This window comes from Streptomyces sp. MUSC 14, assembly GCF_001866675.1.
Lineage (GTDB): Bacteria > Actinomycetota > Actinomycetes > Streptomycetales > Streptomycetaceae > Streptomyces.
The window spans coordinates 87163-106341 of the sequence record NZ_MLYN01000019.1 but is presented as its reverse complement, the minus strand read 5'-3'; the positions used below and the strand labels follow the sequence as shown (position 1 = coordinate 106341).

Sequence of the window (19179 nt, the reverse complement as noted above, 5' to 3'; positions counted from 1 at the left end):
CCCTCCTCACATCCGGAAGACGCCGAACTGGGGGTCTCCCAGAGGCGCGTTGCCACAGGCCGTCAGCGCGAGACCGAGCACCTGACGGGTCTCCAGCGGGTCGATCACGCCGTCGTCCCAGAGGCGGGCGGTGGCGTAGTAGGCGTTGCCCTGGCGCTCGTACTGCGCTCGGATCGGCGCCTTGAAGGCGTCCTCGTCCTCGGCGGGCCACTGCTCGCCGCGCGCCTCCAGCTGGTCGCGCTTGACGGTCGCGAGGACGGAGGCGGCCTGCTCGCCGCCCATGACGGAGATCTTGGCGTTCGGCCACATCCACAGGAAGCGGGGGGAGTAGGCCCGGCCGCACATCGAGTAGTTGCCCGCGCCGTACGAACCGCCGACCACCACCGTCAGCTTCGGCACGCGCGTGCAGGCCACGGCCGTCACCATCTTGGCGCCGTGCTTGGCGATACCGCCCGCCTCGTAGTCCTTGCCGACCATGAACCCCGAGATGTTCTGGAGGAACACCAGGGGGATCCCGCGCTGGTCGCACAGCTCGATGAAGTGGGCGCCCTTCTGCGCGGACTCGGAGAAGAGGATGCCGTTGTTGGCGACGATCCCGACCGGATGGCCGTGGATGCGCGCGAAGCCGGTGACGAGCGTCTGCCCGAACTCGCTCTTGAACTCGGCGAACCGGGAGCCGTCCGTGATGCGCGCGATGATCTCGCGCACGTCGTAGGGGGTACGGGAGTCGACCGGGACCGCGCCGTACAGCCCGTAGGGGTCGGCCTTGGGCTCGACGACCGGGGTGACGTCCCAGGGCAGGGAGCGCCGGGCGGGCAGCGTGGCGACGATGTTCCGCACGATCCTGAGCGCGTGCGCGTCGTCCTCGGCGAGGTGGTCGGTGACGCCGGAGATCCGGGAGTGGACCTCGCCGCCGCCCAGCTCCTCGGCCGTGACGACCTCGCCGGTGGCGGCCTTCACCAGCGGGGGTCCGCCGAGGAAGATCGTCCCCTGGTCGCGGACGATCACCGCCTCGTCGCTCATCGCGGGGACGTACGCCCCGCCCGCCGTGCAGGACCCGAGGACGGCCGCGATCTGCGGGATCCCGGCCCCGGACATCCGTGCCTGGTTGTAGAAGATCCGCCCGAAGTGCTCGCGGTCCGGGAACACCTCGTCCTGCATCGGCAGGAAGGCGCCGCCGGAGTCCACGAGGTAGACGCACGGCAGCCGGTTGTCGAGGGCCACCTCCTGGGCGCGCAGGTGCTTCTTCACGGTCATCGGGTAGTAGGTGCCGCCCTTGACCGTGGCGTCGTTGGCGACGATCACGCACTCGCGCCCGCTGACCCGCCCGATCCCGGCGATCACGCCGGCGGCCGGGGCCGCGCCGTCGTACATCCCCTCGGCCGCGAGCGGGGCCAGCTCCAGGAACGGCGAGCCCGCGTCGAGCAGCGTGTCCACCCGGTCCCTGGGCAGCAGCTTGCCGCGCGCGGTGTGCCGGGCGCGGGCCTTCTCGCCGCCGCCGAGCGCCGCCGCGGCCAGCTTGCCGCGCAGCTCCTCGACGAGCGAGAGATGGGCTTGTTCATTGGCCCGCCAGGCCTCCGACGCGGGATCTGCCGCGCTCTGGAGCTCCGGTGCCTCCTGCATCCTGCGGTCCCCTCACCGGTGATCGAATCCGTGGATCACGTGTTAATGAGCGTTAACCATTTCCTTCAGGTTAACGACCGCTAACCTCGCTGTCTAGAATTACCTGCATGGTCACCAGAACCGACGCCCCCACCCGGCGCGAGCAGATCCTGAAGGAGGCCGCCCGGCTCTTCGCCGAGCGCGGTTTCCACGGCGTCGGGGTGGACGAGATAGGCGCCGCCGTCGGCATCAGCGGCCCCGGCCTGTACCGCCACTTCCCGGGCAAGGACGCGATGCTCGCCGAGCTGCTGGTGGGCATCAGCGGCCAGCTGCTGACGGGGGCCAAGCGGCGCCTCGCGGAGGCCGACGGGTCCACCGGTGCGCGGGCCGTCCTCGACTCGCTCATCGAGGGCCACATCGACTTCGCCCTGGACGACCGCCCGCTGATCACCCTGCACGACCGCGAGCTGGACCGGCTGCGCGACAGCGACCGCAAGCTGGTGCGCCAGCTCCAGCGGCAGTACGTCGAGCTGTGGGTGGAGGTGGTCCGCGAGGTGTACCCGGCGCTGACCGAGCCCGCCGCCCGCTCCGCCGTCCACTCGGTCTTCGGCCTGCTCAACTCCACCCCCCACCTCGGCCGCGCCGGCACCCTGCCCGGCCGCGGCACGACGGCCACCCTGCTGCACCGAATGGCCTGCGGGGCGTTCGAGGCGGCGGGCGTCGCCGAGGAGTGACGTGCATCTCTGGACGCGGTCGCCTACTGGCCGGTATCTTCGGGTCTGAGCAAGCGCTTAGACAGCCGATATGCCGAGGTACGTGGAGGTAACCGTGCGCCGTACGGTGTTCAACGAGGATCACGAGGCGTTCCGGGAGACCCTCCGCGCCTTCATCGAGGCCGAGGTCGTCCCGGTCTACGACGAGTGGTTCGCCGCGGGCCAGGCGCCGCGCGACTTCTACTACAAGCTCGCCGAGCTCGGTGTCTTCGGCATCCGCGTCGACGAGGAGTACGGCGGCGCCGGCATCGACTCGTACAAGTTCGAGGCCGTCCTGTACGAGGAGACCGCCCGCGCGGGTGTCTCCTTCGGCGGTTCCGGTGTGCACGTGCTGCTCGGCCTGCCCTACATCAAGCTGCTCGCCACCGACGAGCAGAAGAAGCGCTACCTGCCGAAGTTCGTCTCCGGCGAGGAGATGTGGGCCATCGCGATGACCGAGCCGGGCACCGGCTCCGACCTCGCGGGCATGAAGACCACCGCCAGGCTCAGCGAGGACGGCACCCACTACGTCCTCAACGGCGCCAAGACCTTCATCACCGGCGGTGTGCACGCCGACCGCATGATCGTCTGCGCCCGCACCTCCGCCCCGACCAAGGAGGACCGCCGGCACGGCATCTCCCTCTTCGTCGTGGACACGAAGGCGGAGGGGTACTCCGTCGGCCGCAAGCTCGACAAGCTGGGGCTGAAGACCTCGGACACCGCCGAGCTGGCCTTCGTCGACGTCAAGGTGCCCGTCGAGGACCTCCTCGGCGAGGAGAACAAGGGCTTCTACTACCTCGGCCACAACCTCGCCTCCGAGCGCTGGGGCATCGCCTTCGGCGCCTACGCGCAGGCCAAGGCCGCCGTGCGGTTCGCCAAGCAGTACGTCCAGGAGCGCGTCGTCTTCGGGCAGCCCGTCGCCGCCTTCCAGAACACCAAGTTCGAGCTGGCCGCCTGCCAGGCCGAGGTGGACGCCGCCGAGGCCGTCGCCGACCGCGCCACCGAGGCCCTCGACGCCGGCGAGCTGACCCCCGCCGAGGCCGCCTCCGCGAAGCTGTTCTGCACCGAGGTCGCCCACCGCGTGATCGACCGCTGCCTCCAGCTGCACGGCGGCTACGGCTTCATGAACGAGTACCCGATCGCCCGCCTGTACGCGGACAACCGCGTCAACCGCATCTACGGCGGCACCAGCGAGATCATGAAGTCCATCATCGCCAAGGACATGGGCCTGTAAGGGCCGTGCGACCGGGCGACCATGAGTGGCCGGTACAACTGACGCCATGAGCCAGGCACTTCAGGACCTCCTCGATCTGCTCGACCTGGAGCAGATCGAGGAGGACATCTTCCGCGGCCAGTCCCGCTCCGCCGTCGTACCCCGCGTCTTCGGCGGGCAGGTCGCGGCGCAGGCGCTGGTCGCCGCCGGGCGGACGGTCCCCGCGGACCGGCCCGCCCACTCCCTCCACGCGTACTTCCTGCGCCCGGGCGACCCCGGCGCGCCGATCGTCTACACCGTGGACCGCATCCGCGACGGCCGCTCCTTCACCACGCGCCGTGTCGTCGCCGTCCAGCACGGCAAGCCGATCTTCCACCTCTCCGCCTCCTTCCAGGTGGACGAGGAGGGGCTCGACCACCAGACGCCGATGCCGCCCGCCCCGGACCCGGCGACCCTGCCCACCTCCCAGGAGCGGCTGCGCGGCTACGGCCACCTCGACCCGGCCGTCGTCGAGAAGTTCATCGAGGCCCGGGAAGCGGTCGACCTGCGCTACGTCGAGGAGCCGCCGTACGGCCAGTTCGGCGCACCGCGCGAGCCGCACTCCCAGGTGTGGTTCCGCACCAACGGCAAGCTCGACGACGACCCGCTGCTCCATGTCGTCCTCGCCACCTACGTCTCCGACATGACCCTCCTCGACTCCGTGCTGCTCGCGCACGGCCGGGGCGGCTGGGCCGTCGGGGACGTCGTGGGCGCCTCCCTGGACCACGCGATGTGGTTCCACCGGCCCTTCCGCGCCGACGAGTGGCTGCTGTACGACCAGGAGTCGCCGTCCGCGCACGGCGGCCGGGGTCTCGGCCAGGCCCGGATCTACACGCAGGACGGGCAACTCGCCATCACCGTCATCCAGGAGGGCGTGGTCCGCGTCCCGCGTGCCTGATACGTCCCGAGATGCCGGATGGCGGACGGGCCACTACGCTCATTCAGTGAAGCCGCAGTACACGGCGTGACCGACCGGACACGATTCGTGCAAGCGGAACGTGTGATGCCGGAGGTCGCGGCCGTGTGGCCAACCTCTGCGGTGACACCTGAAGAGCGCGCCGTGCCTTCCCCCTCCGTGAGCGCGGCGCCCGACCATCCGACCCGTCCCTCTTCTCCCCTGGGAGGCGCGGCAGATGATGGAAACGAAAGGGTACAACCCATGCGAGCACAGCGCATCAAGCGTTATGTCGTGCTGTCCACCGCCGGCCTGATGCTGGCGGGCGGAGCCTCGATCGGCGCGGCCGGCACCGCTGCGGCGGCGCCCGAGGGCCACCGCGGCGGCCACCACCGGCACCACGAATGCGGCTGCGGCGGCGGCCACCACCGGCACGGCGGCCGTCACCACGGCGGACACCGCGGCCGCAACGGCGGTGGCGGCGACCGCAACGGCGGTGGCGACAACGGTCGCGGCGGTGACAACGGACGCGGTGGCGGCGACAACGGCCGTGACGGCGGCGGCGGTGGCGGCGGCCGCTGACCACTGACGCAGACAGCGCCTTCACTGTGCGGCTCCGCGCGCGAGGAGCCGCACAGTGCTGTTCTCCGGTGCTGTCAGTCCGTCAGAAGCCCTGATCCGGCCAGCAGATAGGCCGTCAGCGGGTCGTAGTGGCGCGGGCTCAGCACATGGTCGTCCAGCGGTACGACGGCCTGGAGGGTGCCCTCGGACTCGGCGAGGAACAACGCCGGGTCGTTGCAGTCGGCGTACCCGACGGAGTCGACACCGTGCTGCCCGGCGTACCCGGCCCACCCGTGGTCGGCGACGACGAGATCGGGCAGCGGACGCCCCTCGCGCTCAAGTCCCGTCAGAATGGCCCGCATCGGCTCCCCGGAGTGGGTGTGCCACAGCGTCGCCCCGTGCTCCAGCACCGCCACGTCCGCGAACTGCATGACGTACCCCTCGTCCGTCTGCAGCCCGTCGGGGATGACCACGATCTCGCAGCCTGCGGCGCGCAGCGCGGCGGCCGTGGCCCGGTGCACGTCCAGCAGGCCGCCCGGGTGACCGGTCGCGAACAGCACCCGCTGCCGCCCCTCGGCCGCCTTGCGCAGCCGCGCCGCCATCCGCTCCAGCCCGTCCACGGTCAGCTCGGGGTCGATGGTGTCCTGCCCGTACCGGTACTCGGGGTCGTCGTTGACACCCACCCGCTCGGCCATCACCGCGAGCACGTCCTGCTCGTCCGCCCAGCGCTCGCCCAGCTCCAGACCGAGCCAGTAGTGGCGGTCGCCGTTGGCCAGCTTGCGGTAGTGGGAGAGGTTGTTCTCGCGGGGCGTGGCGACGTCCCCCGCGATACGGGTCCTCACCAGGTGGTCGACGAGCTGGGTGCGGCTGGGTGTCCCGGATATCGGCATGCCTCCCATTGTGAGGCAGGGCGGGACGGGAGTCCCGGCCGTATCGGCTGCCGGACGGCCCGGGGGGGCGATTCCACGGACCTACCTCCTGGCGGAGGCCGACGACGCGTTCACCGGCACCGAGTCCCTGCGGCGGCGGGGTCACCGTGCCCCGGGTGCCGGACTGCGGCCACAACATCATGCTGGACAACCCGGAGGGGTTCGCGCGCGACCGCGGCCGCCCTGGCGTGAGTTCCTGCGCTAAGCGCTCCGCTGGAAGTGCCGCAACGTGCCGTCGGTCATCTGCGGGTCCGTCGTGGCTGGTCGCGCAGTTCCCCGCGCCCCTTCGGGGCGCCGCCGAACCGCACCGGACTTCGCCGAACCCGCTTAGCCCAGGTGCGTCGGCGCGAACATCCGCAGTACCGCCGGGAGGACGACCACCGACGGACCCGGAGTCGCCAGGGCCTTCGTCAGGTCCTCCGCCAGGGTCTGCGGGGTCGTACGGACGCCGGGTACGCCGAACGACTCCGCCAGGGCCACGTAGTCCGGCCGGGTCAGTTCCGTCGCCGTCGCCTGGCCGAAGGCGTCCGTCATGTACTCGCGCAGGATGCCGTAGCCGCCGTCGTCCACGATCAGCCAGGTGACCGGCAGGTCGTACTGGCGGGCCGTGGCCAGTTCCGCGATCGAGTACAGGGCGCCGCCGTCGCCCGAGACCGCCAGGACCGGGCGGGTCGGGTCGGCCGCCGCCGCGCCGAGGGCCGCGGGGAAGCCGTAGCCGAGGCCGCCGGCGCCCTGGGCCGAGTGCATCGTGTTGGGGCCCTGCGCGTCGAAGGCCGACCAGGCCCAGTAGGCCAGGATCGTCATGTCCCAGAACGACGGGGAGTCGGCGGGCAGGGCGCCGCGGACGGCCGCCAGTACCCGCTGTTCCAGACCGAGTTCCTGGGCCGCGATACGGGCGGCCACCCGGGCCAGCAGCTCCCGCACCCGCGTCGGCGCCGACGCGTCGTCGCGCTCCTCCACCGTCTCCAGCAGGGCCTGCAGGGCCAGGCGGGCGTCCGCGTGGATGCCGAGGGCCGGAACGTTGGACTCCAGCTTGCCGAGGTCGGCCTCGATCTGGATCACCCGGCCCCGGGGCCTGAACGTGTGGTAGTTCGAGGACAGTTCGCCGAGCCCCGAGCCCACGACCAGCAGGACGTCCGCGTCCTCCAGGAAGTCCGTCGTGTGCCGGTCCTCCAGCCAGGACTGGAGCGAGAGCGGGTGCTTCCAGGGGAACGCGCCCTTGCCGCCGAAGGTCGTCACGACCGGCGCGTCCAGCTTCTCGGCCAGCGCCCTCAGCTTGCCCGAGGCGTCCGCGCGCACCACCCCGCCGCCCGCGATGATCGCCGGGCGCCGCGCGTGCGACAGCAGGCCGGCGGCCACCGCCGTCAGTTCGGGGCGCGGGACCAGGTCGTCCGGCGTCGCGTCCATCGCCGTCACCACCGGCAGGGCGGTCGGTGCCAGCAGGACGTCCTGCGGGATCTCCACCCACACCGGGCCGTGCGGAGCCGTCAGCGCCGACTTCCAGGCCGCCGCGATCGCGGACGGGATCTGGGACTGCGTGCGGACCGTGTGGACGGACTTGACCACGCCCCGGAACGAGGCCGACTGGTCCGGGAGTTCGTGCAGATAGCCGTGGCGGCCGCCGCCCAGGCCGGCCGTCGGGATCTGGCTGCTGATCGCCAGGACGGGAGCCGAGGCCGCCGCCGCCTCCTGGAGCGCGGCGAGCGACGTCAGGGCGCCCGGCCCCGTCGAAAGCAGGAGCGGCGCGGCCTCGCCGGTGACACGGCCGTACGCGTCCGCCGCGAAGCCCGCGTTGTTCTCCACCCGCAGGCCCACGTACCGCAGCGACGAGCGGCGCAGCGCGTCGAACATGCCGAGCGCGTGCTGCCCGGGCAGGCCGAAGACCGTCGTCGCGCCGAGCCCGGACAGGGTCTCCACGACCAGGTCCCCGCCGCTTCGGCCGGGAGGGGGATTCAGCGCGGCCGCCGTCTGCCGATCGGTCGGGCGGAGTACCAGGTCGTGGTCGTGAGTCACTGCTCTCGGTCCCCTAGGAAGAATCAGGCGTTGCGGGCCGCCGCGATCTGGCGGCTCATGATGGTGGTCAGTTCGTAGGCCGTGTGGGAGGCCGCGACCGAGGTGATCTCGGCGTGGTCGTACGCCGGGGCCACCTCGACGACGTCCGCCGAGACCAGGTTGCACGACGCCAGGCCGCGCAGGATCTCCAGCAGCTCGCGCGAGGTCATGCCGCCCGCCTCCGGAGTGCCCGTGCCGGGGGCGTGGGCCGGGTCCAGGCAGTCGATGTCGATCGAGATGTACAGCGGGCGGTCGCCGATGCGCTGGCGCAGCTGGTCGGCGACCTCGTCGGCGCCGCGGCGGTAGACATCGGCGGACGTGACGATGCCGAAGCCCATCTTCTCGTCGTCCGTGAGGTCCTGCTTGCCGTACAGCGGGCCGCGCGTACCGACGTGGGACAGCGCCGAGGTGTCGAGGATGCCCTCCTCCACCGCGCGGCGGAACGGGGTGCCGTGCGTGTACTCGGCGCCGAAGTAGGTGTCCCAGGTGTCCAGGTGGGCGTCGAAGTGGAGCAGGGCCACCGGGCCGTGCTTCTTCGCCACCGACCGCAGCAGCGGCAGCGCGATGGTGTGGTCGCCGCCCAGCGTCATCAGTCGCGCGCCCGTGCCGAGGAGGTCGTCGGCCGCGGCCTCGATCGTCTCGACCGCCTCGTTGATGTTGAACGGGTTCACGGCGATGTCGCCGCCGTCCGCGACCTGGGCGAGCGCGAAGGGGGAGGCGTCCTGCGCCGGGTTGTACGGGCGCAGCAGCCGGGACGCCTCGCGGATGGCGTTGCCGCCGAAGCGGGCGCCCGGCCGGTACGAGACGCCGGAGTCGAACGGCACGCCCACGACGGCGACGTCGGCGGTGCCGACCTCGTCCAGGCGGGGCAGCCGGGCGAAGGTCGCGGGACCGGCGTAGCGCGGGACGCGGGAGGAGTCGACGGGGCCGCGGGGCGTCTCGTTGCTGCTCATGGTGAAATGCCTTCTTTCCTGCGCTTCGTCGCGCATGCACTGCTTGTCATACGACAGACGACTCTACTGGGGAGCCGCCGCTGCTGGTTCGGACGGGAGTTCGGGGGCGGACCGTCCCGCGAGGCGCTCGCGCCAGACGGCGAGGACGGCCGCGTCGGTGGGCCTGGTCGCCAGGGACACGACGACGTAGGCGGCGAGGGAGGAGAGCAGGCCGTAGTAGACGGGCTCGTTGGCGAGGATGCCGTACCCGGCCATCAGGCCGACGACCGCGAGGCCGCCGACGACCACCGAGGCCAGCGCGCCCTGCGCCGTGCCGCGCTTCCACAGCAGGCCGCCGAGGATGGGCACGAGCAGACCGGCGACGAGCAGGTTGTACGCCACGGTCAGCGCCTCGACCACGTCGTTCAGCGCGATCGCCGTGCCGATCGCCACCACGCCCATGATCAGGATGAAGGCGCGGTTGCCCCTGACCTCGTCGTGCTCCTCGGCGGAGGGCCTGACGGCGCCCTTCAGCCGCGCCCAGATGTCGTTGTTGGCGACCGTCGCGCAGGCGATCAGCGCGCCGGAGGACGTGGACATCACGGCGGCGAGGGCGGCGGCGAGCACCAATCCCCGCACGCCGACGGGGAGTTCGTCCTTGACGATGGTCGCGAAGGCGTCGTCCGGGCTGCCCAGCTTCGGGTACAGCACCTTGGCGGCCGTACCGATCACCGCACCGGCGAGGGCGTAGGCCAGACAGTAGGTGCCGGCGACCGTGCCGCCCCACCGGGCGGTCGTGTCGCTGCGGGCGGTGAACACCCGCTGCCAGATGTCCTGGCCGATCAGCATGCCGAACGTGTAGATCAGGACGTAGGTGAAGATCGTCTCGCCGCCGATGCCCAGCGGGTCGAAGTACGAGGTCGGCAGCTTTGCCTTCATCGCGCCGAAGCCGCCCGCCTTGACGACCGCGATGGGCAGCAGGAGCAGCAGCACGCCGATGGTCTTCACCACGAACTGGACCATGTCCGTCAGGGTGATCGACCACATGCCGCCGAGCGTGGAGTACGCGACCACGATCGTGCCGCCGATGACGATCGCGAGCGTCCGGTTCATGTCGAAGAGGACGTCGAAGATCGTGGCATAGGCGATCGTCGAGGTGACGGCCAGCATGAGGGTGTACGCCCACATGACGATGCCGGAGATCATGCCCGCCCGGCCGCCGTAGCGCAGGTCCAGCATCTCGGAGACGGTGTAGACCTTCAGGCGGGCGATGCGGGCGGAGAAGAAGACCGACAGCGCGAGCAGGCCGAGGCCGATGGTGAAGACCATCCAGGCGCCGGAGAGGCCGTACTGGTAGCCCAGTCCCACCCCGCCGATGGTGGACGCGCCGCCGAGGACGATCGCCGCCATGGTGCCGGAGTACATGGCCGGCCCGAGCCGGCGCCCCGCCACCAGGAACTCGCTCTTCGACCTGGCACGGCGCATGCCCCACCAGCCCATGGCCAGCATGCCGGCGAGATAGACGACGATCACTGTGTAGTCGACGGCCATGAGGCCCTCCTCCACTCGAAGTCGTACTGGGGGTCGCCGGCGGGTGACTCCCATCGACAGTAGGTGGCCGGAAAGCGACTGCGAAGTGTACGTTTCATCCATATGAACGGGGTGGGATGGAGGAAACGCACATCATGCCGGAGACGACCGCCCCAGCCGTCCCGCCGACCCCACCGGTCCCGCTCTCGGCCCTGCTCGCCCGCGAGGACCTGGGCCTGCGGCAGATCGCGGGCCCGGCGGATCCGTCGGCCGTGGTCCACTGGGCGCACACCTCGGAGATGGCCGACCCGTACCCGTATCTGCTGGGCGGCGAGCTGCTGCTGACGGCAGGGGTGCACGTCCCGGAGGCGGCGGGCTCGGGCACCTATTTCAACGACTACGTCGCCCGGATCGTCGAGGCGGGCGGCGCGGCCCTCGGCTTCGGCCTGGCGCCGGTGCACGACACGGTCCCGCGCGCGCTGGTCGCCGCCTGCGACCGGCACGGCCTCCCGCTCCTGGAGGTCCCGCCCCGGACCACGTTCTCCGGCGTGGCGCGGGCGGTGTGGCAGCTGATGGCGCAGGCCAGGCTGGCCGAGCTGCGGCGCGTCACCGAGGCGCAGCAGAGCCTCGCCTCCGCCGCCGCCCGCCCCGACCCGGTCCCCTCGGTGCTGCGCCAGCTGGCCCATCGGCTGACCGGCCACGCGGTGCTCCACGGCCCCGACGGCACGGCGGTCGCCGGCGCGGGCAGGGAGCCGGCGGCGGCGGTACGGCAGGCGCTGACGCACCTGGCGGAGGTGGTACGACCGGGCGGAACCGGCACCCCGGGCCCCACGTCGGCCACCGACACCCTGGGCGACACGCACCTGGCCGCCTACGCGCTGGGGACGGGTTTCGTCCTCGCCCTGGCGAGCACCCGGCGCGAGCCCGGCGACCACACCATCGCCTCCGTGGCCTCCGTGCTGCTGTCCCTGCTGACCGGTGAGCACCAGAGCGGCGCCGGTGCCGCCCGCTCCTCCGCCTTCGTCCGCCTGCTGCTCGGCGCGCGCCCGCAGGAGGTCGCGCCGCTGCTCGGGGAGAGCAGCTGGGTCGTCGTCCACGCCCGGCCGGAGGCACAACTCCCGGACGCCGTGGCCGCCTCGGCGCTCGGGGCGGCGCTGGGGTCGCCGCTGGTCGATCTCGCGCACGACGTCGTACGGGTGCTGGTGCCGGGCGGGCGGGAGCCGGCGGCGCAGCCCGGCTGGACGCTCGGGGTGAGCGCCGCCGTGACGCCGGACGCCTGGCCGGACGCCGACACCCAGGCGGCCCGCGCCCTGGCCCGGGCCCGCGCCACCCGCACCCCGCTGGTCCGGAACGGGACCCGGCCGGGCCTCGCGGACCTGCTGCCCCCCGCGGACGCCGCGTCCTACGCCCGCGCCCTCCTCGCCCCCCTCGCCGACCACCCGGCCCTCACCGAGACCCTGCGCAACTGGCTCGCCCTGCACGGCAGTTGGGACCGCACCGCGGTCGCCCTGGACGTCCACCGCAACACGGTCCGCCAACGCATCACCCGCTGCGCCACCCTGCTGGACACCGACCTGGACGACCCGGACGTCCGCATGGAGCTGTGGTTCGCGCTGCGGAACGGCTGACACGGCGCGGCGCGCCGAGGGGGCAAACCCCTTGGCGCGCCGCGCTGTTCGTGGACGGGAGTCTCTGCGTCAGCTCACGTCCGACGCGTCCAGGCGGTAGACCGTCGAGGTGTTGCTCTGCGAGGACGTACCCGACGTGGACTTGGACGAGGACTTGGCGGAGGACGTGGAGGAGCTCGCGTTCTTGCTGTACGCGCTCTCCTTCACCAGTGTGCCGTGCTTCTTCACCCAGGCCGTGACCTCGGAGGACACGCTGTTGGTGGCGCCGCCGGGGCCGCCGCCCATCATGCCGCCGCCGAGCTGGACGTAGTGCAGCTCGCCCTTCTTGACCAGCTCCTCCAGCTTGGCGACGGTCATCGCCTTGTCGGTGCCGGTGAAGCCCCACATGGAGATGACGGGCACCTTCGCGCTCAGCTCGATCGAGGCCGCGCTCTGCGAGTTGGAGACCGCGAGCAGCCAGGTGGCGCCGTCCCGGTGCTTCTTCAGGTAGGCGATGAGGTCGCTGTCCGCGCCGCCCATGCCGCCGCCCATGCCGCCCCGCATACGGCCGTTTCCGGTCGTACCCTCCGGGGCGCCACCGGCCTCGGCGCCAAGGCCGTTCGGGGGAGTGCCGCCCAGCTCGGCGTTGCCGCCGCCCGGCATGCCGCCGCCGGGCATCTCGCCGTTCGCCGAGCCGTCGGGGAAGCTGCCCCGTGCCTCCGTGTTCCGGCCGCCGCCCGGCATCTCGCCGCCGCCCGGGAAACCGCCCCGGCCGCGGCCCCCGCCCATGCCGCCGAAGCCGCTCCCCGTCGAGGGGCCGGCCGTCGGGTTCACGCCGTTCATGCCGCCGCCCGAGCTGGACGGCACCGACCAGGCGTACGCCGCCGGGCCCGCGAGCGCCGCGATCACGGCCGCCGTCACGGAGGCCGCCAGCAGCCGGGCGCGGCCCGCGGAGCGGGACAGGAGCAGGCCCACGATCGCCGCCGCCATCAGCACGCCCACCGTCGGCCACAGCCAGGTGTTCCAGCCGGACGCGCGGCGCAGCAGGACCACGGCCCAGACCGCCGTGGCCGCGAGAGCGGCCGGCAGGACCCACACCCAGCGCTTGTCGGCGCGGAAGGCGCGCAGCAGCAGTACGCCACCGCCGCCGCACAGCGCCGCGATGCCGGGCGCGAGGGCGGTCGTGTAGTACGGGTGCATCGTGCCCTCGGCGGTCGCGAAGGTGACGTAGTGCAGGACCGTCCAGCCGCCCCAGAGGACGAGCGCGGCCCGGGTGAGGTCGGTGCGCGGGGCGCGGCCGCGCAGGATCAGGCCCGAGACGAGGGCGATCAGCGCGAACGGGATCAGCCAGGAGATCTGGCCGCCGAGGATGTCGTTGAACATCCGGCCGAGGCCCGCGGAGCCGGAGAAGCCGCCTCCGCCGCCCCCGCCTCCGCCGCCGTTGCCCTCGCCGCCGAAGATCCGGCCGAGGCCGTTGTAGCCCATGATCAGGTTCCAGGCGGTGCCGTCCGTCGAACCGCCGATGTACGGCCGCTCGGAGGCGGGGACGAGCGAGACGGCGATCGCCCACCAGAAGCCGGCGACCGCGAGGACCACGCCCGCGATCAGCAGGTTCACGATCCGCTTCACGAGCGTCGGGCGTGCCGCGAGCAGGTAGACCGCGAGGACGGCGGGCAGCGCGATGTAGCCGGCCAGCATCTTCGTGTTGAAGGCGAGGCCGAAGCAGAGCGCCGAGCCGAGCAGCGGCAGCAGCCTGCCGGTGCGCGTGGCGCGGAGGGCGAGCGCCGCGCCGCCGACCATCAGCAGGACGAGGATCGTGTCGGGGTTGTTGTCCCGGTTGATCGCGACCGTGATCGGGGTCAGGGCCAGGACCAGTGCGGCCACGGCCGCCGCCGCGTGCCCGAACGTCCGCTTCACGGAGGAGTGCAGGATCCAGATCGCGCCGAGCCCGGCCGCGACCTCCGGCAGCATCATCTGCCAGGTGCCGAAGCCGAAGATCCGGCACGACAGGCTCATGACCATGTCGGCGAACGGCGGCTTGTCGACGGTGAGGAAGTTGCCCGCGTCGAGCGAGCCGAAGAACCAGGCCTTCCAGTTCTGGGTGCCGCTGTAGACGGCCGCGCTGTAGAAGCTGTTGAGGCTGGAGCCGGACAGGTTCCAGGTGTAGAGCACGGCCGCGAGCAGCATGATCGCGAGCAGCGCGGGCAGCGACCAGCGCGGCGCGCGCTCCGGACCGGTGTCCGGCGGGGTCGGCGTCGGCGACGGCGGACCCGGGGCCGCCGTCATGGCGTGGGGGAGGGGATCGGTGGCAGATGTCACCACTGCACCCTGCAGACCGGCGATGGGTACGCGCTGTGGCGTACCTGGGGGGAAGCTGTGGGTCTGTGGGTCGTTCGTCTATTCCGGGACTCGGCGGCGCCCCCTTCGGCGCTGCCGAGTCCGTGTTCGTTCCCGGCGCTCAGACGCGAGCGTCCTTCGCCAGGGCTACGAAGTCGGACCACGCGTGGGCGGGGAGGCTCAGTATCGGGCCGGTGGGGTTCTTGGTGTCGCGGACGGGGACCAGGCCGTGGGTGGCGGCGAGGTTGGTGGCGACCTCGATGCACTGGCCGCCGTTGCCGCTGTAGGAGGACGTGAACCAGCGGGGTGAGTCGGTCGTCACCGGGAATCCTTCCTTCAGGCGCTCAGAGCTGGGTGTCCTTCGCCAGGGCTATGAAGGCGGACCACGCGTGGGCGGGGAGGCTCAGTGCCGGGCCGTTGGGGTTCTTGGTGTCGCGGACGGGGACCAGGCCGTGGGTGGCGGCGAGGTTGGTGGCGACCTCTATGCAGGCGCCGCCGTTGCTGCTGTACGAGGACGTGAACCACTGCGGGGCTTCGGTCGTCACGGATTGCCCTTTCGTAACTGGCTGATCATGGCCACAGAGGCCGCTTGTGAGAGTGCTTCGGCCTGCAACTGATGGTAGGCCCGCAGCAGGGGCTGAACGAACCCGATATCCCGCTCCAGTCGTCCCTGTAGCACGGACTCGGCGTACGCCACATTGGACCGGTCGGGCAGCGTCAACAGGTGGACGGGGAGATCGAACGCCCGGCGCTCGCCGAGATCGTAGGGCGCCACCTGAAGGACTGTGGACGGCAGTTCGGCGAACGTGATCAATCGGTCCAGTTGGGCCGTCATGACCTCGGGGCCGCCCACGACTCGCCGTAGGCAGCCCTCGTCCAGGACCGCGTAGACCATGGGTGTCGGTGTGCGTTCCAGGGCTGACTGGCGCTCCGCGAGCTTCGACAGCCGTTCCTCTGCCTGGAATTCCGAGATGGCGCCTCGCCGTACTTCACCCGTGGTGACGGCGGCGGCGTACTCCGGGGTCTGGAGCAGTCCTGGAACGATGGTCAGCTCGAAGAGGCGGATCTCCGTCGCCTGGACCTCCTTTTCCACGAAGTCCGGGAACCCGTCCAGCAGTGCCGAATCCCGTACGGCCTCCCCTTGGCGGGCGAGGAGGCTGCCCGTGCCCAGCGCATCGTCAGCCTTCTTCGCGAAGCGACGAGTTGGAGACCGGCGGCCAACTTCGACGGCCGAGATATGGGTGCCCGAGTACCCCATCCGCAAGCCCAGCTCGTCCTGGGTCCAGCCGCGTTCGTCCCGCAGCCTGCGTAACCGATCACCGAACGCGTCGAGGGGTGACTTTTCGGGGTTCAACTCTTTTCGGTTCAACGACTACCTTCCAACTCCCTGTGCAAAACCCGCAAGTTGAAGACATCCTCACTGTAGGCCACGCTGAACTCGCCTGGTAGCCAAACCGCTACGGAGAGGAGTTCCCGTGTCCGAAGTGACCCGGAATCAGATGGCGGCCTTCCCCAAGTGCTACGGATCGCTTGAGGAGTTGCAGGAAGCCCTGACCGGCGCCGGTGTCTCCCTTCCCGGTCTCCGACTCGACCCGGCGTCCTTCGGCGACGGGGACGGGATCCCTCTCTTCGACCTCGGCCGCTGCAACATGACCAACGCGGCTCGACTGGTCGAAGCGCTCAGGAGGGGAGTGCCGGCGCCTGGAACGCCGACCACGATCCCCGCGCAAGGGAGTTGACGACATGCGTCACCGCATCGCCCGCCTCTTCACTTCGCCGCTGCTACGGCGGAACAAGCCGACCGGCCACGGAACCGGCCCTCGGCCCTCGCGGCCGCAACCGCAGCCCCAGCCGCCGCTCCCCGCCCGCGTGCCCGGCATCGGCATCGGGTCGTGCGGGATGCCGCCCGCTATGGAGGTGACCCGGTGAACGGCGGCACCACCGTACGCCTGCTGCCCTGGGCCGGGTCGGAGGGCAAGCCCTGCTACCTCGTGACCGACGGCACCGGGCCTCTCTCCAAGGTGGCCGACACCGTCGAGAGCGTGCAGCTCGGGATGGCGGCCGAACTGCTCAGTCATGCGACCGACTTGATGGCCGACCAGCGCACGACATCCGCCCAGCTGCGGTTCCTGCTCGCCCGGATGCGCGAGGCGTTGACCGACGTGCACCGGATCGCCGCCAGCCGGGGTGCCCGTCTCGCGGAGCGGAACTGAAGCCCTCCAGCATCAGGGCAGCAGGTCCGGGAAGTCCTTCCTGAGGGCCGCCAGCTGGGCGTCGTACCCCGCGATGAAATCCGGGCGGCGGTCGTCGCCGAGGGTGCCTGTGGGTGGAAGCGGTCCCCGCTCCAGTAGTTCGGGCAACGCGCGGAACACCGCCGCTGCCGCCTTCCAGCGCGCGTCGTCGCGCGTGCGGGCCCGCAGCAGGGCGTCGTACGGACTCGACTTCAGGTCGTTGATGCGCTGTTCCGGGAAGAACTTGCCCGTGAAGGCGTCCGCACCGGGCAGGGGCTCGCCCGGATCCGCGAGGGAGCGCAGCACCGCCACCGTCGCGAACAACCGTCCCCACCGTCTGACGTGACTCTCATTCACCGTCGGCATGGGCGGATCATTACCACCTTCCGAACTCTTCGAACTTCCTCGGTGCGGCCGGGTGTGCAACCGTCCGGCCGTCCCGGCGAGTCAACTGGGGCATGGACTCCCGAATACCCAGACGAACCGGCGCGCTCGCCGCCGTGCTCGGTGCCGCGCTGCTCATGCCCACCGCGGTCGCCGCCGCCCCGGCCGCCGCGGCCACGCCCGCCGTCAGCTGCACCTCCGCCAAGGCCGGCCTCGCCGCGAAGCTCCAGAAGGACATCACCACCGCCCTCGCGAACCGCAAGGGCACCGTCGCCCTCGGCGTGTACGACCGCAGCACCGGCACCACCTGCACCCTGCGCGCCACCAGCGCCTACGACTCGGCCAGCACCGTGAAGGTCACCGTGCTCGCGACGCTGCTGTGGGACGCCAAGAAGCACGACCGCTATCTGACGAGCACCGAGACGAAGCTCGCCACGGCCATGATCACCAAGTCGGACAACGCGGCGACCAGCACGCTGTGGAAGCAGCTGGGCCTGACAAAGATCAAGGGCTTCCTGTCCGCCGCCGGGATGACGAAGACCGTGCCGGGCACGGGCGGTTACTGGGGGCTGACCCAGGAGAACGTCACCGACGAACAGAAGCTGCTGGGTCTCGTCACCGCGAAGAACAGCGTGCTGAGCGACAACTCCCGCGCCTACCTCCTGAAGTTGATGGGCCAGGTCATCTCCTCGCAGCGCTGGGGCACCCCGGCCGGCGCCCCCGCCACGGTCGCGGTGCACGTCAAGAACGGCTGGCTGCAGCGCGCCACGCACGGCTGGCGGGTGCACAGCCTCGGCACCTTCAACGGCGCCGGCCACGACTACATGATGTCGGTCCTGACCCAGGACAACGCCACCATGGACTACGGCGTGACGACCATCCAGAACGTCGCCAGGGCCGTGCACAAGGATCTCGTGCCGACCAGCTCGACGACCGCCGTGTACACCCCGACGAGCACGCCGAGCGAGGCCTTCGTCGCGGTGCCGCCGCAGGGATGACGCAGGGCTGACGCTCCGGCAGGCGTCACCGGGCGGCCTCCCGCGGGACATCCGCTCGCCCTACGGTGACGGGCATGCGCCTGAGAACCGTACTCGCCACCCTCACCGCCGGCCTGGCGGCGGCCACCAGCCTGACCGCCGCCGGGCCCGCCGCCGCCAACGTGCCGTCCGCACACGCCTGTTCGCCGTCCGTCTCGATCGACCGCTTCTCCGACGCGCTCGACAAGACGACGTACGGCGGCACGTTCGTCGGCAACTTCTCCGCGCTGGCCGTGGACCGGGACGGCTCGCTGGCCGCGTTGGAAGATCGCTCCTCCCTCTTCGATCTCGACCCGACGACGCTGCGACCGAGGCGGGCCGTCCACCTCGCCGACGAGAAGGGCGCCGACCTCGACTCCGAGGGACTGGCCGTCGACGGTGACGGCACCCGGCTGATCACCTCCGAGACCGAGCCGTCCGTCCGCCGCTACTCCGCCGACGGCCGGATCCTCGACCGCCTCCCGGTCCCGTCCCCGCTGCTGGTCGCCCCCGCCGGCCGCGCCACGAGCAACCTGACCTTCGAGGGCCTGACCCTGCTGCCCGGCGGCCGTACCCTGCTCGCGTCCATGGAGTCCGCGATCTCGGGCGACTCCGCCGGCATCGTCCGCTTCCAGACCTGGCAGCGGACGAGGGGCGGCCACTTCCGCCTCGCGGCCCAGTACGGCTACCGCACCGACGCCGGCCTCGGCGTCCCCGAGGTCCAGGCCACCCCCGACGGCCGCCTCCTCGTCCTGGAGCGCGGCTTCACCTCCGGCGTCGGCAACACCGTCCGCCTCTACCTGGCCGACCCCCGCCACGCCTCGGACACGAGCGGCGTCGACAACCTCACCGGGCAGCCGTCCGTCCGCCTGATCAGGAAGACCCTGCTGACCGACATCGTCACCTGCCCGTCCCTCGGCGCCACGGCGAAGCAGCCCCAGCCCAATCCGCTGCTGGACAACATCGAAGGGATGGCCGTCACGGGCCGGGACCGCACCGGCCGCCTGAAGGTGGTGCTGGTCAGCGACGACAACGAGAACAAGGCTCAGACGACCCGGTTCTATTACCTGCGGGTACGAGCCTGACGCTGCCCTTCGTT

The 19179-nt window shown here is 71.5% G+C and carries 19 protein-coding genes; 9 read left to right on the top strand and 10 right to left on the bottom strand.

Annotated elements, in window-relative coordinates; genetic code table 11:
• Positions 1 to 6: 6 nt before the first annotated feature.
• Complete coding sequence (locus BIV25_RS11500) at positions 7 to 1623, bottom strand: carboxyl transferase domain-containing protein (RefSeq protein WP_071372139.1); 1617 nt, start codon at positions 1621 to 1623, stop codon at positions 7 to 9.
• Between the two features lie 107 nt (positions 1624 to 1730).
• On the opposite strand from BIV25_RS11500, the gene BIV25_RS11495 reads away from it, so the two are divergent.
• The 4 genes from BIV25_RS11495 (at position 1731) to BIV25_RS50940 (ending at position 5083) form a co-directional block, all read left to right on the top strand.
• Complete coding sequence (locus BIV25_RS11495; protein WP_071372138.1) at positions 1731 to 2336, top strand: TetR/AcrR family transcriptional regulator; 606 nt, start codon at positions 1731 to 1733, stop codon at positions 2334 to 2336.
• A gap of 94 nt (positions 2337 to 2430) precedes the next feature.
• Positions 2431 to 3588, top strand: a complete 1158-nt coding sequence (locus tag BIV25_RS11490) for an acyl-CoA dehydrogenase family protein (protein ID WP_071372137.1) — start codon at positions 2431 to 2433, stop codon at positions 3586 to 3588.
• 46 nt (positions 3589 to 3634) lie between these two features.
• On the top strand, positions 3635 to 4504 hold the full coding sequence (gene tesB, locus BIV25_RS11485) for an acyl-CoA thioesterase II (protein WP_071372136.1): 870 nt from the start codon (positions 3635 to 3637) through the stop codon (positions 4502 to 4504).
• A 261-nt stretch (positions 4505 to 4765) separates the two neighbouring features.
• Entirely contained in the window at positions 4766 to 5083 is a 318-nt protein-coding gene (locus tag BIV25_RS50940; RefSeq protein WP_071372135.1) for a hypothetical protein, read from the top strand.
• 74 nt (positions 5084 to 5157) lie between these two features.
• Here BIV25_RS50940 and BIV25_RS11475 read toward each other — a convergent pair whose 3' ends face one another.
• From BIV25_RS11475 to BIV25_RS11460, 4 genes are all read right to left on the bottom strand, one after another.
• On the bottom strand, positions 5158 to 5952 hold the full coding sequence (locus BIV25_RS11475; RefSeq protein WP_071372134.1) for a phosphatase: 795 nt from the start codon (positions 5950 to 5952) through the stop codon (positions 5158 to 5160).
• 366 nt (positions 5953 to 6318) lie between these two features.
• Positions 6319 to 8004, bottom strand: coding sequence for a thiamine pyrophosphate-binding protein (locus BIV25_RS11470; RefSeq protein WP_071372133.1), 1686 nt, complete (start codon positions 8002 to 8004; stop codon positions 6319 to 6321).
• Between the two features lie 23 nt (positions 8005 to 8027).
• A complete protein-coding gene (speB, locus tag BIV25_RS11465; protein WP_071372132.1) occupies positions 8028 to 8996 on the bottom strand; it encodes an agmatinase in 969 nt (322 codons plus the stop codon).
• 63 nt (positions 8997 to 9059) lie between these two features.
• The gene (locus BIV25_RS11460; protein ID WP_071372131.1) at positions 9060 to 10526 is read right to left on the bottom strand and encodes a sodium:solute symporter; all 1467 of its coding nucleotides are present in this window, start codon (positions 10524 to 10526) and stop codon (positions 9060 to 9062) included.
• A gap of 116 nt (positions 10527 to 10642) precedes the next feature.
• On the opposite strand from BIV25_RS11460, the gene BIV25_RS11455 reads away from it, so the two are divergent.
• Entirely contained in the window at positions 10643 to 12133 is a 1491-nt protein-coding gene (locus BIV25_RS11455) for a PucR family transcriptional regulator (RefSeq protein WP_071372130.1), read from the top strand.
• A 69-nt stretch (positions 12134 to 12202) separates the two neighbouring features.
• On the opposite strand, the gene BIV25_RS11450 is transcribed toward BIV25_RS11455, so the two are convergent.
• From BIV25_RS11450 to BIV25_RS11435, 4 genes are all read right to left on the bottom strand, one after another.
• Positions 12203 to 14431, bottom strand: a complete 2229-nt coding sequence (locus tag BIV25_RS11450; protein ID WP_071372129.1) for a glycosyltransferase family 39 protein — start codon at positions 14429 to 14431, stop codon at positions 12203 to 12205.
• Positions 14432 to 14570: 139 nt separating this feature from the next.
• Positions 14571 to 14771 (bottom strand): DUF397 domain-containing protein, encoded by a 201-nt coding sequence (locus tag BIV25_RS11445; RefSeq protein WP_071372128.1) that lies wholly within the window; start codon positions 14769 to 14771, stop codon positions 14571 to 14573.
• Positions 14772 to 14793: 22 nt separating this feature from the next.
• Positions 14794 to 14994: a DUF397 domain-containing protein gene (locus BIV25_RS11440; RefSeq protein WP_071372127.1), complete on the bottom strand. Its 201-nt coding sequence runs from the start codon at positions 14992 to 14994 to the stop codon at positions 14794 to 14796.
• Positions 14991 to 15818 carry a helix-turn-helix transcriptional regulator gene (locus BIV25_RS11435; protein ID WP_071372126.1) on the bottom strand — a complete coding sequence of 276 codons (828 nt, stop codon included), beginning with the start codon at positions 15816 to 15818 and terminating at the stop codon, positions 14991 to 14993. Before BIV25_RS11435 ends, BIV25_RS11440 begins: the two co-directional genes overlap by 4 nt.
• A 106-nt stretch (positions 15819 to 15924) precedes the next feature.
• Between BIV25_RS11435 and BIV25_RS11430 the strand changes: the two genes are divergently transcribed.
• Together BIV25_RS11430 and BIV25_RS11425 are read left to right on the top strand one after the other, a co-directional pair.
• Positions 15925 to 16188, top strand: coding sequence for a hypothetical protein (locus tag BIV25_RS11430; protein WP_256255756.1), 264 nt, complete (start codon positions 15925 to 15927; stop codon positions 16186 to 16188).
• Between the two features lie 186 nt (positions 16189 to 16374).
• Positions 16375 to 16662 carry a hypothetical protein gene (locus tag BIV25_RS11425; RefSeq protein WP_071372125.1) on the top strand — a complete coding sequence of 96 codons (288 nt, stop codon included), beginning with the start codon at positions 16375 to 16377 and terminating at the stop codon, positions 16660 to 16662.
• Positions 16663 to 16674: 12 nt separating this feature from the next.
• Here the strand turns inward: BIV25_RS11425 and BIV25_RS11420 are convergent, their stop codons facing one another.
• The gene (locus BIV25_RS11420; protein WP_071372124.1) at positions 16675 to 17004 is read right to left on the bottom strand and encodes a hypothetical protein; all 330 of its coding nucleotides are present in this window, start codon (positions 17002 to 17004) and stop codon (positions 16675 to 16677) included.
• A gap of 134 nt (positions 17005 to 17138) precedes the next feature.
• Here BIV25_RS11420 and BIV25_RS11415 point away from each other — a divergent pair, with 134 nt between their 5' ends.
• A complete protein-coding gene (locus BIV25_RS11415) occupies positions 17139 to 18062 on the top strand; it encodes a serine hydrolase (protein ID WP_071372123.1) in 924 nt (307 codons plus the stop codon).
• A 74-nt stretch (positions 18063 to 18136) separates the two neighbouring features.
• A complete protein-coding gene (locus BIV25_RS11410) occupies positions 18137 to 19165 on the top strand; it encodes an esterase-like activity of phytase family protein (protein WP_071372122.1) in 1029 nt (342 codons plus the stop codon).
• Positions 19166 to 19179 lie beyond the last annotated feature (14 nt).